The sequence below is a fragment of the Caloramator sp. Dgby_cultured_2 genome (assembly GCF_028872215.1).
Classification (GTDB): domain Bacteria; phylum Bacillota; class Clostridia; order Clostridiales; family Caloramatoraceae; genus Caloramator; species Caloramator australicus.
In genome coordinates this window covers 2386973-2400838 of sequence record NZ_CP118396.1, presented here as the reverse complement: position 1 = coordinate 2400838, position 13866 = coordinate 2386973, and the positions used below count along the sequence as shown (strand labels likewise).

The window sequence follows — 13866 nt, the reverse complement described above, 5'->3', positions numbered from 1 at the left end:
AAAGTCCCAAAAGACAACCTATATTTACCTCCTTGACTCCAGCCCTTATTGCCTCCTCAATGGCATTTAACCTTTTAACAAAATTCCTTTTCCTTCCTATTAAATGGACAGCTTCATAGGTATTTAAGTCATAGGTTTCTTGGTATAAAGTAACCCCAACTAGTCCCTCATCTACAAGTTCCTTATATCCTTCAAAGGATAAAGGACCTGTTTCAATGAAAATTTCAGGAAAATGTTTTTTGCAATTTTTATAGCCGATTTTAAATATTCAAACCCCTCCTTTGTATCATCCTCCCCCGTTAAAAGTAATATGCTGTTAAATCCTTTTCTCTTTATAGCCAGCATCTCATCTTCAACTTCATCTAAGCTGAGCCTTCTTCTCTCTATTTTGTTAAAACATGAATACCCACAATAAATACAACCAGATGAACAATAATTTGAGATATAAAGAGGAATATATAAAAATATGTTTTTACCAAAATAAGCTTCTGTAAGCCTTTTTGCCTTCCTCGCTGCCACCTCTAATATATCTAAAGCATCGCAGTTTAAAAGTTTAATATAGTCCTTATCGGATAAATCCTCCTTATTTAAAATTTCAATAGCTTCCTCCCTTGAAGGTTTGCTTTTATTTTCTTCATAAAGACGGGCTATTTCTTCAAAATTAAACATATTAAACACCCCTTAAAAATCCCGTTAAAGGTGATGATGCATCGGCATATTCCCTTTCCTTTAAAACTCCTACTTCACAAGCTAGCCTTCCTGCATCTATCGCCATCTTAAAGGCCTTTGCCATTTTAATAGGATCCTTTGCTGTTGCAATAGCGGTGTTTATAAGGCAAGCTTCGGCTCCAAGTTCCATAGCCTCTGCCGCATGGGAGGGCCTTCCTATTCCTGCATCTACTATGACTGGAATTTTTACTTCGTTTATTATAGCCTTTAAAAGCTCCTTTGCCACCAATCCTTTGTTGGTTCCAATAGGTGAACCAAGAGGCATTACTGCACTAACTCCAATATCCTCAAGTTTTTTAGCAACTATAAGATCCGGGGAAATATAAGGGAAAACGTTAAACCCCTCCTTAACTAATATTTCACAGGCCTTAATGGTTTCTTCATTATCAGGCAAAAGATATTTAGTATCAGCCTCTATTTCTACCTTTATCCAATTAGAATTTGTAAGTTCCCTACCGATTAAAGCTATCTTTACAGCCTCCTTATAATCCCTTGCTCCGGATGTATTTACCATTATTATGGTTTCCTTTGGAATATAATCCAAAATGTTTTCTCTTTCTCCACCTCTATGGGCCCTTCTTACAGCAACTGTAACAACATCTATTTGGGCTTCCCTAATTATATCTTTTATCATTTCATAACTTGGAAGCTTTCCTGTCCCTACAAAAAGCCTTGAATTAATAGTTTTTCCACCAATTACAAAAGACACATTAACCACCTCCAACAAAACTTACAACTTCTAAATAATCCTCTTCCTTCAAGAAAACCTCATCCCAAAGGTCTCTTTTTAAGATCTCACCATTGAGTAAAACAACAACCTTTTCTACATCATATCCCTCCCTTTTTAAAAGTTCTAAAACCGTCCCATTAAAGCTAATCCTTTCATCGTTTAAAAATGCCATTATCTCCCTCCTTAAAAAAATTGCACTACCCCAGCGTAAAGGTAGTGCAAAAAGCACTACCCAGCAAAATAGAGTAGTGCATATTTTCCCACTTCCCTACGCTGGTATAATCCAGATCAGGTTCAAAGGGTCTAAGGTTTCATCGGACCTTACTCTCAGATGGCCTCGTCCATCTCCCCCAGTGTCCTTTATTTAGTTTTCTAAAATTATTATAATTCAAAAATTATAAAATGTAAAGTGCCTGCCTCTTGACATTTTGACTTTTTGACATTTCCATAATTTTCTTATAACACATAGCAACTTATGGCATTATATCAAAAATTGTTGAAATTTTTTAAAAATTATTTTATACTATAAAAAGAAATATTTATGAAGGGAGGTTGCACAGATGTTAATGTTTATAGGAAGTTTAAAAATTAAATTTAATACTAAAAATAAAAAGATAGTGCAACCTATGCCTTCGCGTATATTGCCTTAAAAAATATTAAGTAATCTAGGCCATGGGTGTGCTATCCCATGGCCTTTTTATGTTTAAAGGAAGGTGATGACATGAGGAAATATCGACTTTTAATTGATTTTTCAAAGGGCTTTAGGCTAAAATACATTGCCTCAATAATTGCAACGGGTCTTTCGGCTTTATTCTCCGTCCTTATTCCCCTTATTATAAAACTAACCGTTGACTCGATAATCGGGACAAAGCCTATAACATCTAAACTAATGATAAACTTAGTAGATTCTTTAGGCGGTAGAGATTACATTCTAAAAAATCTATGGATTATGGGGCTTTTGGTAATACTACTTACCCTACTTAACGCATTATTTCTTTATCTTAAAGGAAAATGGTCAAGCCAAGCCTCAGAAAACATAGCAAAGAGGTTTAAGGACAGTCTATACGAAACAATACTTAGGGCAAAATATGAATTTTACTCAAAATATCCATCGGGGAAATAATACAAAGATGCACCTCCGACGTTGAAACCATAAGAAATTTTTTAGCAAACCAGTTTGTTGAAATAGGAAGGACAGTTATACTTCTTAGCCTTATACTCATCATAATGTTTTCTTTGGATGTAAAATTTGCCCTTGTTGCAACATTGATAGTTCCTATTATCTTCGCCTTTGCCCTTTGGTTTTTACAAGGGTTCAAAGGCAATTTAAAAGAAGCGATGAGGCAGAGGCTGAACTTTCAACGGTAATTCAAGAAAACATTACAGGAATTAGAGTTGTAAAGGCCTTTGCAAGGGAAGAGTTTGAAATTAAAAAATTTGCAGAAAAAAACAAAACCTACAGGGACCTTACCTATAATCTTATAAAGCTTTTTGCAAACTATTGGTCCTTTTCAGACTGCCTTTGTATGATTCAAACTGCCCTTGTGGTTCTTATTGGCTCATACTTTGCTGCAAATGGCAAAATCACCATAGGAACCTTGCTCGTTTTTGTCAGCTATGAAGGAATGCTCCTTTGGCCTGTAAGGCAGATGGGAAGAATTCTTTCCGACATGGGCAAAATGACCATATCCCTTTCAAGAATACACGAAATACTAACTCAGGATAGGGAAAACCTTGATGAAGGAATTAAAGATATTGAAATCAAGGGGAATATCGAATTTAGCAGCGTAACCTTTGGATTTGATGATAAAAATTATGTTTTAAAGGATATTTCTTTTAAAATTGAAGCAGGACAAGCGGTAGCCTTCTTTGGCTCCACAGGTTCAGGAAAATCAACAATAATATCCCTTTTATTGAGGCTTTACGACTACAAAAAGGTTCAATAAAAATAGATGGGATAGAACTTAAAGATATATCAAAGTCATTTATAAGACAAAAATCGGAGTAGTTCCTCAGGATGCCTTTTTATACTCCAAAACAATCAAAGAAAACATAGCAATAACAAATCCCGATGCAGAGCTTGAAGAAATATATAGAGCATCACAAATCGCATCCATCCACGATACAATAATGGAATTTGAGGATGGATATGACACCTTAGTTGGTGAAAAGGGAATAACCTTATCAGGCGGTCAAAGGCAAAGAATTACTATTGCAAGGGCGGTTTTGAAAGATTATCCAATCCTTGTCTTTGATGATTCCTTAAGTGCCGTTGATACGGAAACTGAAGCTAAGATAAGAAACGCCCTTAAAGAAAGGAGCAAAAATACAACGACGATTATAATCTCCCACAGAATAACCAGCGTTAAGGATGCTGATATTATAATAGTTTTAGATAAGGGTAAAGTTACAAACATAGGAAACCACGAAAAGCTTATAAAGGAGGAGGGACTCTATAAAAGGGTTTGGGAAATCCAATCCTTAATAGAAAGGGACTTTGAAAAGACAATATAAGGCGGTGATATTATGGCTCAAATAAAAGAAAAGGAATATAAAAACAATTTTGACCTTAAGCTTTGGAAAAAATATTTATCCTTTTTAAAACCATATAAAAAAGAAATATTTTCTCTTATCATGATAATGGTATTTGTAGGGGCAATCGATGCCACATTCCCTTATCTTTCTAAATACGCAATAGATAACTTCGTAATAAAGGGAACCTATAAAGGTTTTTATAAATTCATACTTTTTTATTCAATCTTAATTATTTTCCAAACCATTAACGTATATCTTTTAATAGCAATTGCAGGAAAGGTAGATATGGGCCTTTGCCACGACATTAGAAAATCTGCCTTTGAAAAGCTGCAAACACTTGTCTTTTTCCTTTTTCGATAACACCCAGACGGGATATCTAATGTCAAGGTTGACCTCCGACGTTTCAAAGCTTGGTGATACCCTTGCCTGGGGAATAGTCGACATGGTTTGGGGAGTATCCATAATGACGTTTATATTAATTTATCTTTTAACCTTAAATATTAAACTTGCCCTTTTTATAATACTTGCAATACCTGTGTTGTTTGTAATTAGCATATACTTTCAAAAAGAATATTAAAGCAATATAGGATAGTAAGAAAACTAAACTCCCAAATAACAGGCTCTTTTAATGAGGCAATAATGGGAGCTAAAACGTCGAAGATACTCTCAACAGAGAATATGCATATTAGCGAATTTAGGCTTGAAACATCCGAAATGAAAAACGCTGCAATAAAGGCTGCTATTCTTTCCTCTATTTATATGCCTATTGTAATAAGCCTTGGAAGCATATCAACAGCAGTAATACTTGTTGTAGGTGGAAAATATACCTATATGAATTTGATAAGCTTTGGAACCCTTGCAGCCTTTATATCCTACTCAATTCAATTTTTCGAGCCTGTAAGGGAACTTGCAAGGGTTACGGCAGAGCTAATCTCAGCCCAAGCAGCAGCAGAAAGGGTAATAGACCTTATAAACACAGAACCTGAAATAAAGGATGAAGGGAAATTAGAGGATTTTAAAATACAAGGGGATATAGTATTTGAAAATGTAAGCTTTAAATACAAAGAGGGTGAAAGGGTTTTAGAAAACTTTAATTTACAGGTTAAAAGGGACAAACAATAGCCCTTGTTGGTGAAACCGGCTCTGGAAAAACAACCATAGTTAATCTTATCTGCCGCTTCTATGAGCCAACAGAAGGCAGGATATTTATAGATGGGGTGGATTATAGGGACATTCCCCTTAAAGTCCTCCACTCTAGCCTAGGCTATGTCCTTCAAACGCCCCATCTTTTCAGCGGAACTGTTGCCGACAATATAAGATATGGTAAGCTTGACGCTACAATGGATGAGATAATTGAAGCTGCAAAGCTTGTAAATGCCCATGACTTTATTATGGGGCTTGAAAAGGGTTACAACACTGAAGTTGGCGAGGGTGGAAGTAAGCTTTCCATAGGGCAAAGGCAGCTTATTTCCCTTGCAAGGGCAGTAATTTCAAACCCTTCTATATTTATACTTGATGAAGCAACTTCTTCCGTTGACGCCCATACAGAACATATAATTCAAGATGCTATTCAAAGGGTTTTAAAGGGAAGAACAAGCTTTGTAATCGCCCATAGACTTTCAACAGTAAGAAATGCAGATAGAATACTTGTAATAGAGGGCGGTAAAATAATCGAAGATGGAAACCATGAGACGCTTCTTAAAAGAAGGGTTACTATTATACTCTTTATAAAAATATGCTTACAGAAGAAAGCCAAAGGATAGAATATTAAAAAAGTTGCCCCTTTACGGCAACTTTTTTAATATCAAATTTTTATTCTCCTTTGCTACGTTAACTAGACTATCTGTAAAGCCACTTTATCTTTTTTCATTCCATCAAAAATCTTTTGAGGTTCTCTGGCATTACGTATTCCTCTTCTTTAACAGTTTCACTTCCACCATATACAGCCTTTAAAATTGATTCTATTATCATTTCCTTAGGTGGAAAATCATATTCCTTCCCTTGATAAACCCATACGCGGCAGTCAACATCATCACCGCAAAGGTCCCCACATGCCTTGCATGGACTCTCCTTTATATCCATTTGAATGTCCCTGCCATTGATTCTTATTGTTGGTGAGCTTACAAATTTGTATTTTTTAGCCAAATCTTCATTCGTAATGTTTATCTTATTTACAACAACTTCTATTCCTGTAGCTTCTAATACCCTTTTAACTTCATTTAATGCTTCGTCAAGGGTATCATCGGTTTTCATGCAGCGGTCACAAGAAGTTAGATCTAGATAAAGAAAGTCGATAACTAATTTTCTTTTATTAACTTTTGTATTAACCTCACCGCAGCATGCTGAGCCACAAGAGCAGCAACTTTTATTTTTGTTTTCCATATAAAAACCTCCCTTTAACTCATATTGGCATATATAAAGACGCAAAAATAAAAAAGGACTCAAATTTAGCCCTATTCTTAGCAAAATTTGCAGTCCTTTGTTTTATGCTGAAAATCGATTACATTCCCTAAGCTGTCCAGCTCTAAATTGCAGCAATCATAAAGCATATTTTTTAGAAGTTTCCTAGCCCTTTGAATTCTTGACTTTACCCCTGATATTGATATTCCAAGTCTTTGGCTTATTTCCTTGTATGTTAGATTTTCGTATTCTGAAAGAATGATAACCTGTTTATATTTTTCCGGAAGGCTATTTATCATGTTCTTTATGCAAATTGCAATATCCTCATTAGAGGATTCTTCACCGTCATATACTGCTATATCTTCCAATTCTAAGTTTGAAGTCATTTTGTTTTTCCTTCTATAATAATCTATTATGGAATTTCTTGCTATTTGATATATCCAAGGGTATACCTTTTCCTCCTGCTCTAAGTTGTCTAAATTCTTATATATCTTTATAAGAACCTCTTGAAGTAAATCCTCCGCATCATCCTTGTCGGATACATGCTTATCTATATATTTTCGTAGTCTATCAATGAACTCTTCCCACATGTTATTCAAAATATCACCCCACAGATATTATACTCAAATTTTGTGCTTATGAACATTAAATATAATTACAACATAGTAGAAAAAATCAATGAAATATGCTACAATTTTACTAACTCTAAAGTAACTAACTTTAGAGTTAGTAAATCACGAGTTAATAAAAAGGAGTGATTTTATGTTTATTGGAAGAAAAAGCGAATTAGATTCATTGAATAAATTATACATCGAAGATAAGTTTCAATTTATTGTTATGTATGGAAGAAGGCGTGTTGGTAAAACCACATTACTTGCTGAATTTTGTAAAGATAAACCATCAATATTTTTGTTGCTGAAGAATATAATGATAAAATGGCTCTGGAAAATTTTTCAGATAAGATACTATCATATTTTGGCCTTGACGGATTAGTAAGCCGATTTGAAACGTGGGAAAAGGCATTTCTTTTTTAGCAAAAATTCAAAGGATAGAAGATTAGTTCTTGTGATCGATGAATTCCCTTACCTTGTAAATGCCAACAAAAGTTTGCCTTCACATGTTACAAAATTTAATCGATCATCATCTTAAAGATACGAAACTATTCATTGTAGTTTGCGGCTCATCTATGAGTTTTATAGAAAAAGAAGTTTTAAGCTACAAAAGTCCCTTATATGGAAGAAGAACAGCACAATTTTTTATCGAACCTTTTAATTTTTTCACAAGCACAGAATTTTTCCCAAGATATACATTCGAAGAAAATGTTGCTGCATATGGAATATTGGGTGGTGTCCCTCAATATCTTAGAAACTTCGATGATAGTTTAAATATATTTGAGAATATAAAAAATAAAATTTTAGATAAAACCTCATACCTGTTTGAAGAACCAAAATTACTTTTAAAGCAAGAAGTTAGAGAGCCAGCTCTTTATAATTCCATTATTGAGGCTATAGCAGATGGGGCCAGCAAACTTAACGAAATCTCAACAAAAGTTGGAATAGAAAACGATAAATGTGCAAAATATATTTCTACCCTTATAGACCTGCAAATAATTGAAAAAATAACCCCTATAGATATAAAAGAAAACAGTAGAAAAAGCATATATAGAATAAAAGACAACTTTTTTAGATTTTGGTATAGATTTGTATTTTATAATAAATCATTGATAGAACAAGGTTTAATTGATTTTGTTATAGAAGAAAAAATCAAACCCTTTATGAATGATTTCTTAGGTTTAGTCTATGAAGATATATGTCTTGATTACATCAAACTTTTAAATAGGGATAAAAAGCTTCCCTTTATCGCAGAAAAAATAGGTAAATGGTGGGGAAACAATCCATATAAAAAACGAGAAGAAGAAATCGACATAGTGGCCTTAAATAAAGATAATATAATATTTGGTGAATGCAAATGGAAAAATCAACTGGTAGGCATGGAAACGTTAAGGGATTTGATGGAAAAATCAACATTATTTAATCATCCTAATAAATATTATATTCTATTTTCAAAATCCGGATTTACGGATGAGCTAGTCGAATATGCAAAAACCAATTCCAACATACTTCTTATTCAAAAGATAGAGGTTGCATCATAGCGACCTCTATCTTACGTTTATTATCTTATGAAGCTGAAGACCAACCCTTAAAGAAGGATCCTTCATTGCAAAGTAGAAGGCCTCCTTTGAACGAAGGTTAAAATTACTACTCTCCGGCTGCAGCCAAATTCTATCCTTATACTTTTCCTTTATCCCCTTTGGAATGTGAATTTCAGGATCAAAATTGCCATCAACTACGTATTTTAACTCATCAAATAGGCATCTTTCGTTTATAATCCAATTAGTCTCTGGTTTTGGGGAACATACTATCCAATCAAGCAAATGCCTTATATTATCCGTCGAATTTGTCCCGTTTGTCTCCAGCATCGTCTTTTTCCTCTTTTTTAAGCTCCAACAAAAGGGGCTCTAAATCATAAATAGTAGGCTCCCCACCTGTTATAATGACCTTTTCATATTCTACCCTATCGGCTATCTCCTTTGCAGTTAAAAATTCCTTTTCAGAATGGTCGGTATCGCACCAGGGGCAGTTTAAGTTGCAGCCTGACAACCTTACAAAAGTTGCAGGGCAGCCTAAATAGGAACCCTCCCCTTGAACAGAATGAAAAATCTCATTAACCCTATACATCATCCTTCACCTCCGCAAAGGAAGTTGGAGTTTCATAGAGCCTAACTTTAACTATCTTGACAGGGCTATCTTTTAGATGTTCATTTAAAGTTTTTATTATAAAGATTGCCATATTCTCTGCCGTTGGCCTTTCATTAAATTTTACTATCCTCATTCCATAGCCTTCTACTACCCTTGCAATTTCCTTTTCTGCCTCAGAGCCACCTTCCCAAAATATAAACGAGTGATCAAATTTATCCACAATAAGCTCCTTTACGATGCTTTTTAAATCCCCAAAATCCACAACCATCCCTTGGGATGAGCCTTCCTTTATAAGCCCTGCTGCGGCCGTAACTTCAAGTTTATATGTGTGACCATGAAGATTAGAACATATCCCCTCATGATTAGAGAGCATGTGGGCACAATCAAAGGTAAATTCCTTTGTTACAGTTATTTTCAACTTTATTACCTCCTAATAAGTGGATCTTGAATTCCATTAAGTTCAAAGGCCCTTTCCCTGTCTATGCATGTAGCACACCTTCTGCAGGGCTCCTCCTTTCCCTTATAACAGCTCCATGTATGAGCAAAATCAACACCTAAATCAAGTCCAATCTTTACGATATCCTTCTTAGTTAAATTCCAAAAGGGTGCCTCAAGGGAAACCTCACCGCCGGTTCCTTCATATATAGCCCTTGCCATGTTTTCTATAAAACTTCCTGAACAATCGGGGTATGCACTCCCTGCCGCATCGTCAGAATGGGCACCGTAAAAAATTTTAGATGCTCCAAATTGAATTGCAATGGCTGCAGCATAGGATAAAAATAGTCCATTTCTAAAGGGAACATAGGTTGAAACCGTTCCTTGTCCTCCCATCTCCTTTAGCTGCTCTGCATAAGATTTTTCGGGGATTTCATTTTCGCTGCCTTCAAGAAGGGGACAATCCTTTGAAAACTTGAATACGCTTGATAAATCTGCTGTAATATAATTTACTCCATATTTTTCAGCCTGATACTTTGCAAATTCAGCTTCTTTTTGTGTTTTTGCCCATAAAATATGTTAAGGGCAGTTACGTTTTCACATCCATATTCCTTTACAACCTTTGAAAGTAAAACTGTGCTATCAAGCCCTCCGCTTGCCAACACCAATGCCTTTGTCATAATAACTCCTCCTTATCCTTTTAAACTTCCAAAATAGCAGCAGCCTATGGCTCCGTTAAAGTCTGGATCCTCCAACACCTTTATCTCATCATAATCCTGCTTTAGGTATTCTATAAGGGCTCTATTTTTAGCAACTCCACCGGAAAGAAGTAAAAGCCTTCCTTTAAACTTTGAAAGAAGGGGCCTTAGCCTGTTGTATAAAGAAAAGTTTACCCCTGCGCAAAGACTTTCAAAGGAATGTCCCTCTGCAATTTTTCCGATAAGCTCAGATTCAGAAAAAACTGCACATGTAGAATTTAATTCAACGGGGTCTTTGAAAAATCTGGATAAATCATCAAGGTCGGTTTCAAGTATCTTTGCCATATTTTCAAGATATCTTCCGCAGGAAGCCGCACACTTATCGTTAAGCTCAAGGTCAGTTAAAACTCCCTTTTCAACCTTTATAACCTTAACGTCCTGTCCTCCAACATCTAGAAGAATAAAATCCTTAAGGTTTGTTTGATATATAGCACCATAGGCATGGGCCTTAAGTTCGTTTATTATCCTAAAGCTTTCTATATCGACATTGTTTCTTCCGTATCCCGTTGAAACACCTATATCAAAATTAGAAACTCCAAGCCTTTCAAAGTCTACTTTAAGCCTTCCGTCGAACCTACAGTATTCCTTATAAAACTTTACGGTGCTTATTTTAAACTTTTCCTTTATAATACCCTCCTCCATAAGTGCAACCTTTACAAATCTTGATCCCAAATCAATTCCTAATATCCTCAATTTAATCCTCCTTTAAATCCTTCAGCATATCCAAAAATGCTTCAATTCGTATCTTTGTCCTTGCATCAAGGGCGTTTAGCTTATCCCCTTCTATGTTTAAAACAGGAACATCAAGCTCCTTTTTAATGACGATATCATCAATTGCCCTATAACAAAAGGCTTGGGTATAGTGGATTACCCCATCTATTTTTCTTTCCTTTATCTGCCTTTTTATCTCCTTTAATCGGAAGCTTAAGCTATAAGGATAGGTATAGTCGTAATACTGCTCATAAATATCCTTAACCTCATCAAACCTTGGAAAGGCAAATTCCCTTTGAACCTCGTTGTAGATGATTTGGGCATCTAAATTTTCAACAAAGTCGTATAAATCCCCCGTCATAGGCGGAACCCCTATATAGGCAAGCCTTAGTTTTTTAGGATTTGGATTTCTCTTTTTATATCCTCCACCTTGCCTTCAAGTATTTTAATAAACTTTTCCACATCCCCATCAAAGTCTGATAAGGATACCTGATAAAGGTGGTTTTCAAAGCCAGTTGCTTTAAACTCTAAAGTTAGCTTGTCTATCTCCCTTGCAAGAAATCTTCCCTTATTTAGTTTTTGTCTTACATTCTCAGCTTCCTCAAGGGTTACGTTAAACTGCCTTAAAAATTCATCTATGCTTCTTTTAACCTCCTCCTTTGTATGAAGGGTAGGGTATGAAAAGGGATAAATTTTAATTCCTCTTGATTTAAAAACTTCAACCAATGACTTAGTATTTGAACAGTCCCCTTCAACAACGCCTACAACTTCTTTAATATCATTTTCAATACATGCACCATATATTCCTTTAATCCAGGCACAAAGGCTTTTAGGGAAGCCGTCCCTTTCAGCAAGTTCAATATATTTTGAATAGTCCTTAGAAGATATAAATGCATTGTTAAGATCAATAACCTTATAACCTGCTGCATATAAAACTTCAATTGGAGCTGTAGTTGTTATTCCTATTCTCATTTTGCACCTCCAATAAAAAAGGGGCAGACCTGCCCCTATGAATTAAAAGGGCCAAAATGGCCCTTTAGTGCTTATGCCAGCACCAGGCCCATAGTTTTGTTTAGAGACAGGATGGTTTCGAACTGTCTTATTAAGTTTTAATACTTTGCAATCAAAAACATTATCCTTTGCCCAAAGGAGGAAAACTTCATCTCGTATTCCGTCATTATATTTTCTTTAAAATCGCTGTTATGAAGGTCATATGTTATATATTTTAACTCAAAACCCATCTCTTGAAAATAGGCAATAGAGTCGTTAAAAAATTCCTCATGATCCGTTTTAAACCAAATCTCAGAATCCCTTCTTAAAAAGTTTTTATATTTTTCCAAAAACCTTGGATGGGTTAGCCTTCTTTTGTTGTGCCTTTTCTTTGGCCAAGGGGTGCTAAAGTTTAAGTAAATCCTTGAAATCTCATCCCTGCCAAACATCTCATCAACATAGATTATATCACCTATTATAAGGCGAACATTTGAAACTTCTTTATTTATTTCCTTAAATTTTTCCTCAACCTTCCTTTTGGCATAAACTAAAACTTCATCCTTAATGTCTATGCCTATAAAATTTTTGTCTTGATAATGGGCTGCATTTTCTGATATAAATCTACCCCTTCCGCAGCCAAGCTCAAGGTAAATGTCATTTTCGTTCCCAAAAACGTCCTTCCATTTTCCCCTATATTCCTTAGGCTGAGTCACTACAAAGGGGCATGCTTCAAGCTCCGGCCTTGCCCACGGCTTATGTCTTAGCCTCATAGCCTTCCTCCTAATCCAGCGTCTTTTTAAACTTGTGCATTGTAATTAATACTATTATAAACGTCAATGCAAATAATGATAACATATTTTTATAAAGCAGGTCAATGCCAATTCCTTTTAATATTATTCCCCTTAGTATCTCTAAAAGTATGTTATTGGGAACAAATTCCCAATATAATAAATTATTTTAGGCATGGACTCCCTTGGAAAAATAAATCCCGAAAGCAATATCGAAGGCAAAAGTATTGCAAAAGCTGCCTGCATAGCTTGAAGCTGAGTTTTTGCTATAGTTGAAATTAACATTCCCATCGCAAGGGCACTAATTAAAAATACCAATCCAAAGAATATGAGAAGAATTAGGCTTCCCCTTACTGCAACATCAAAAATCAAATAGCCTAAAGCTAATACAAATAAAAAGTCCAAAAATCCTATTAAAACATACGGAATAAGCTTTCCTAAAATAAGCTCAAGGGAAGTTACCGGAGTCATTATAAGCTGTTCTATTGTTCCCCTTTCCTTTTCACGAACCATCGCAAAGGCAGTTAAAATAACGGTTATGTTTTGAAGTATAAGGCCAATTATTCCTGGAACGTTAAACTTTGCACTTTCCAGCATAGGATTATATAAAACCCTTGCCCTTGCATCAATCAAGCCTAATTTAAAGGGCTGACTTGACTTTATTCCACTAATAGTCAAAGAATAGTTGTTGGCAATAATCATAGAGTAGGCTGCTGCCGTCCTTGCAATGGCAGGATCTGAACCGTCAACGAGTATTTGAACCTTTGGTGCCTCTTTCCTTCTTACATCCCTTGCAAATCCATCAGGAATGGCAAGGCCAACCTTTGCATCACCTTTATCAATATATTCTTCCACCTTATCGTAGTTATTTACAATATCGCTTACTTGAAAATAGTTTGAGTTTGCAAACTTTTCAATTAAAGCCCTGCTTTCCTTTGTTTTATCCCCATCGAATACTACAAGTTTAACGTTTTTAACATCGGATGTTACTGCAAATCCAAACAAAATAAGCATCATTATAGGCATCATAA

Annotated in this window: 21 protein-coding genes, 2 pseudogenes and 1 riboswitch; of the genes and pseudogenes, 10 read left to right on the top strand and 13 right to left on the bottom strand. The window is 35.3% G+C overall.

Annotated features, from left to right (window positions below; all coding sequences use genetic code 11):
* Positions 1-171 precede the first annotated feature (171 nt).
* From PWK10_RS16820 to thiS, 3 genes are read right to left on the bottom strand one after another with little or no spacing between them, the layout of a single operon-like run.
* The gene (locus PWK10_RS16820; protein ID WP_274766842.1) at positions 172-669 is read right to left on the bottom strand and encodes a radical SAM protein; all 498 of its coding nucleotides are present in this window, start codon (positions 667-669) and stop codon (positions 172-174) included.
* Position 670: 1 nt separating this feature from the next.
* A complete protein-coding gene (locus PWK10_RS16815; RefSeq protein ID WP_446715269.1) occupies positions 671-1438 on the bottom strand; it encodes a HisA/HisF-related TIM barrel protein in 768 nt (255 codons plus the stop codon).
* Between the two features lies 1 nt (position 1439).
* Complete coding sequence (gene thiS / locus PWK10_RS16810) at positions 1440-1631, bottom strand: sulfur carrier protein ThiS (RefSeq protein ID WP_274766841.1); 192 nt, start codon at positions 1629-1631, stop codon at positions 1440-1442.
* Between the two features lie 76 nt (positions 1632-1707).
* Positions 1708-1821, bottom strand: a riboswitch (TPP riboswitch).
* A gap of 326 nt (positions 1822-2147) precedes the next feature.
* Between thiS and PWK10_RS16805 the strand changes: the two genes are divergently transcribed.
* Genes PWK10_RS16805 through PWK10_RS16775 form a run of 8 tightly spaced genes read left to right on the top strand, consistent with a single transcriptional unit; the run spans position 2148 to position 5757 of the window.
* Positions 2148-2582, top strand: a complete 435-nt coding sequence (locus tag PWK10_RS16805) for an ABC transporter transmembrane domain-containing protein (protein ID WP_274766840.1) — start codon at positions 2148-2150, stop codon at positions 2580-2582.
* Positions 2552-2827: an ABC transporter transmembrane domain-containing protein gene (locus PWK10_RS16800; RefSeq protein ID WP_342455823.1), complete on the top strand. Its 276-nt coding sequence runs from the start codon at positions 2552-2554 to the stop codon at positions 2825-2827. Before PWK10_RS16805 ends, PWK10_RS16800 begins: the two co-directional genes overlap by 31 nt.
* The gene (locus PWK10_RS16795; protein ID WP_274766839.1) at positions 2758-3405 is read left to right on the top strand and encodes an ABC transporter transmembrane domain-containing protein; all 648 of its coding nucleotides are present in this window, start codon (positions 2758-2760) and stop codon (positions 3403-3405) included. Before PWK10_RS16800 ends, PWK10_RS16795 begins: the two co-directional genes overlap by 70 nt.
* 28 nt (positions 3406-3433) lie before the next feature.
* A complete protein-coding gene (locus PWK10_RS16790; protein ID WP_342455822.1) occupies positions 3434-3973 on the top strand; it encodes an ATP-binding cassette domain-containing protein in 540 nt (179 codons plus the stop codon).
* 12 nt (positions 3974-3985) lie between these two features.
* Positions 3986-4354, top strand: a complete 369-nt coding sequence (locus PWK10_RS16785) for an ABC transporter transmembrane domain-containing protein (protein WP_274766838.1) — start codon at positions 3986-3988, stop codon at positions 4352-4354.
* Between the two features lie 19 nt (positions 4355-4373).
* Entirely contained in the window at positions 4374-4571 is a 198-nt protein-coding gene (locus PWK10_RS19050) for an ABC transporter transmembrane domain-containing protein (RefSeq protein ID WP_446715268.1), read from the top strand.
* Positions 4550-5116 (top strand): ABC transporter transmembrane domain-containing protein, encoded by a 567-nt coding sequence (locus PWK10_RS16780; protein WP_342455821.1) that lies wholly within the window; start codon positions 4550-4552, stop codon positions 5114-5116. The genes PWK10_RS19050 and PWK10_RS16780 overlap by 22 nt, the downstream gene beginning before the upstream one ends.
* A complete protein-coding gene (locus PWK10_RS16775) occupies positions 5113-5757 on the top strand; it encodes an ABC transporter ATP-binding protein (protein WP_342455820.1) in 645 nt (214 codons plus the stop codon). Before PWK10_RS16780 ends, PWK10_RS16775 begins: the two co-directional genes overlap by 4 nt.
* A 103-nt stretch (positions 5758-5860) precedes the next feature.
* Here PWK10_RS16775 and PWK10_RS16770 read toward each other — a convergent pair whose 3' ends face one another.
* Together PWK10_RS16770 and sigZ are read right to left on the bottom strand one after the other, a co-directional pair.
* Positions 5861-6376: a DUF2703 domain-containing protein gene (locus PWK10_RS16770; RefSeq protein ID WP_274766837.1), complete on the bottom strand. Its 516-nt coding sequence runs from the start codon at positions 6374-6376 to the stop codon at positions 5861-5863.
* A 77-nt stretch (positions 6377-6453) separates the two neighbouring features.
* The gene (gene sigZ, locus PWK10_RS16765; protein WP_274768345.1) at positions 6454-6984 is read right to left on the bottom strand and encodes an RNA polymerase sigma factor SigZ; all 531 of its coding nucleotides are present in this window, start codon (positions 6982-6984) and stop codon (positions 6454-6456) included.
* Positions 6985-7156: 172 nt separating this feature from the next.
* Between sigZ and PWK10_RS16760 the strand changes: the two genes are divergently transcribed.
* Both PWK10_RS16760 and PWK10_RS16755 read left to right on the top strand, forming a co-directional pair.
* Positions 7157-7387 carry an ATP-binding protein gene (locus PWK10_RS16760; protein ID WP_274766835.1) on the top strand — a complete coding sequence of 77 codons (231 nt, stop codon included), beginning with the start codon at positions 7157-7159 and terminating at the stop codon, positions 7385-7387.
* A gap of 124 nt (positions 7388-7511) precedes the next feature.
* A complete protein-coding gene (locus tag PWK10_RS16755) occupies positions 7512-8546 on the top strand; it encodes an ATP-binding protein (protein WP_274766834.1) in 1035 nt (344 codons plus the stop codon).
* Between the two features lie 6 nt (positions 8547-8552).
* On the opposite strand, the gene PWK10_RS16750 is transcribed toward PWK10_RS16755, so the two are convergent.
* The 8 genes and pseudogenes from PWK10_RS16750 to PWK10_RS16715 form a co-directional block, all read right to left on the bottom strand.
* Positions 8553-8873 (bottom strand): hypothetical protein, encoded by a 321-nt coding sequence (locus PWK10_RS16750; RefSeq protein ID WP_274766833.1) that lies wholly within the window; start codon positions 8871-8873, stop codon positions 8553-8555.
* Positions 8839-9132, bottom strand: a complete 294-nt coding sequence (locus tag PWK10_RS16745; protein ID WP_274766832.1) for a 7-carboxy-7-deazaguanine synthase QueE — start codon at positions 9130-9132, stop codon at positions 8839-8841. Before PWK10_RS16745 ends, PWK10_RS16750 begins: the two co-directional genes overlap by 35 nt.
* The gene (queD, locus tag PWK10_RS16740; protein WP_274766831.1) at positions 9125-9571 is read right to left on the bottom strand and encodes a 6-carboxytetrahydropterin synthase QueD; all 447 of its coding nucleotides are present in this window, start codon (positions 9569-9571) and stop codon (positions 9125-9127) included. The genes PWK10_RS16745 and queD overlap by 8 nt, the downstream gene beginning before the upstream one ends.
* A gap of 5 nt (positions 9572-9576) precedes the next feature.
* Positions 9577-10268, bottom strand: a pseudogene (gene queC, locus PWK10_RS16735) (7-cyano-7-deazaguanine synthase QueC).
* A gap of 12 nt (positions 10269-10280) precedes the next feature.
* Positions 10281-11039 (bottom strand): acyl-CoA dehydratase activase, encoded by a 759-nt coding sequence (locus tag PWK10_RS16730; RefSeq protein ID WP_274766830.1) that lies wholly within the window; start codon positions 11037-11039, stop codon positions 10281-10283.
* A gap of 1 nt (position 11040) precedes the next feature.
* Positions 11041-12029: pseudogene (locus PWK10_RS16725) on the bottom strand (2-hydroxyacyl-CoA dehydratase family protein).
* Between the two features lie 137 nt (positions 12030-12166).
* Positions 12167-12817, bottom strand: a complete 651-nt coding sequence (gene trmB / locus PWK10_RS16720) for a tRNA (guanosine(46)-N7)-methyltransferase TrmB (RefSeq protein WP_274766829.1) — start codon at positions 12815-12817, stop codon at positions 12167-12169.
* A gap of 141 nt (positions 12818-12958) precedes the next feature.
* Positions 12959-13864: an ABC transporter permease gene (locus tag PWK10_RS16715; RefSeq protein ID WP_274766828.1), complete on the bottom strand. Its 906-nt coding sequence runs from the start codon at positions 13862-13864 to the stop codon at positions 12959-12961.
* Between the last annotated feature and the right edge of the window lie 2 nt (positions 13865-13866).

Coding starts and splice junctions, on each gene's coding strand:
- PWK10_RS16820 (WP_274766842.1), bottom strand. CDS start 669: ATGTTTAATTTTGAAGAAATAGCCCGTCTTTATGAAGAAAATAAAAGC.
- thiS (WP_274766841.1), bottom strand. CDS start 1,631: ATGGCATTTTTAAACGATGAAAGGATTAGCTTTAATGGGACGGTTTTA.
- PWK10_RS16805 (WP_274766840.1), top strand. CDS start 2,148: ATGGCCTTTTTATGTTTAAAGGAAGGTGATGACATGAGGAAATATCGA.
- PWK10_RS16785 (WP_274766838.1), top strand. CDS start 3,986: ATGGCTCAAATAAAAGAAAAGGAATATAAAAACAATTTTGACCTTAAG.
- PWK10_RS19050 (WP_446715268.1), top strand. CDS start 4,374: ATGTCAAGGTTGACCTCCGACGTTTCAAAGCTTGGTGATACCCTTGCC.
- PWK10_RS16770 (WP_274766837.1), bottom strand. CDS start 6,376: ATGGAAAACAAAAATAAAAGTTGCTGCTCTTGTGGCTCAGCATGCTGC.
- sigZ (WP_274768345.1), bottom strand. CDS start 6,984: ATGTGGGAAGAGTTCATTGATAGACTACGAAAATATATAGATAAGCAT.
- PWK10_RS16760 (WP_274766835.1), top strand. CDS start 7,157: ATGTTTATTGGAAGAAAAAGCGAATTAGATTCATTGAATAAATTATAC.
- PWK10_RS16755 (WP_274766834.1), top strand. CDS start 7,512: ATGTTACAAAATTTAATCGATCATCATCTTAAAGATACGAAACTATTC.
- PWK10_RS16750 (WP_274766833.1), bottom strand. CDS start 8,873: ATGCTGGAGACAAACGGGACAAATTCGACGGATAATATAAGGCATTTG.
- PWK10_RS16745 (WP_274766832.1), bottom strand. CDS start 9,132: ATGTATAGGGTTAATGAGATTTTTCATTCTGTTCAAGGGGAGGGTTCC.
- trmB (WP_274766829.1), bottom strand. CDS start 12,817: ATGAGGCTAAGACATAAGCCGTGGGCAAGGCCGGAGCTTGAAGCATGC.
- PWK10_RS16715 (WP_274766828.1), bottom strand. CDS start 13,864: ATGATGCCTATAATGATGCTTATTTTGTTTGGATTTGCAGTAACATCC.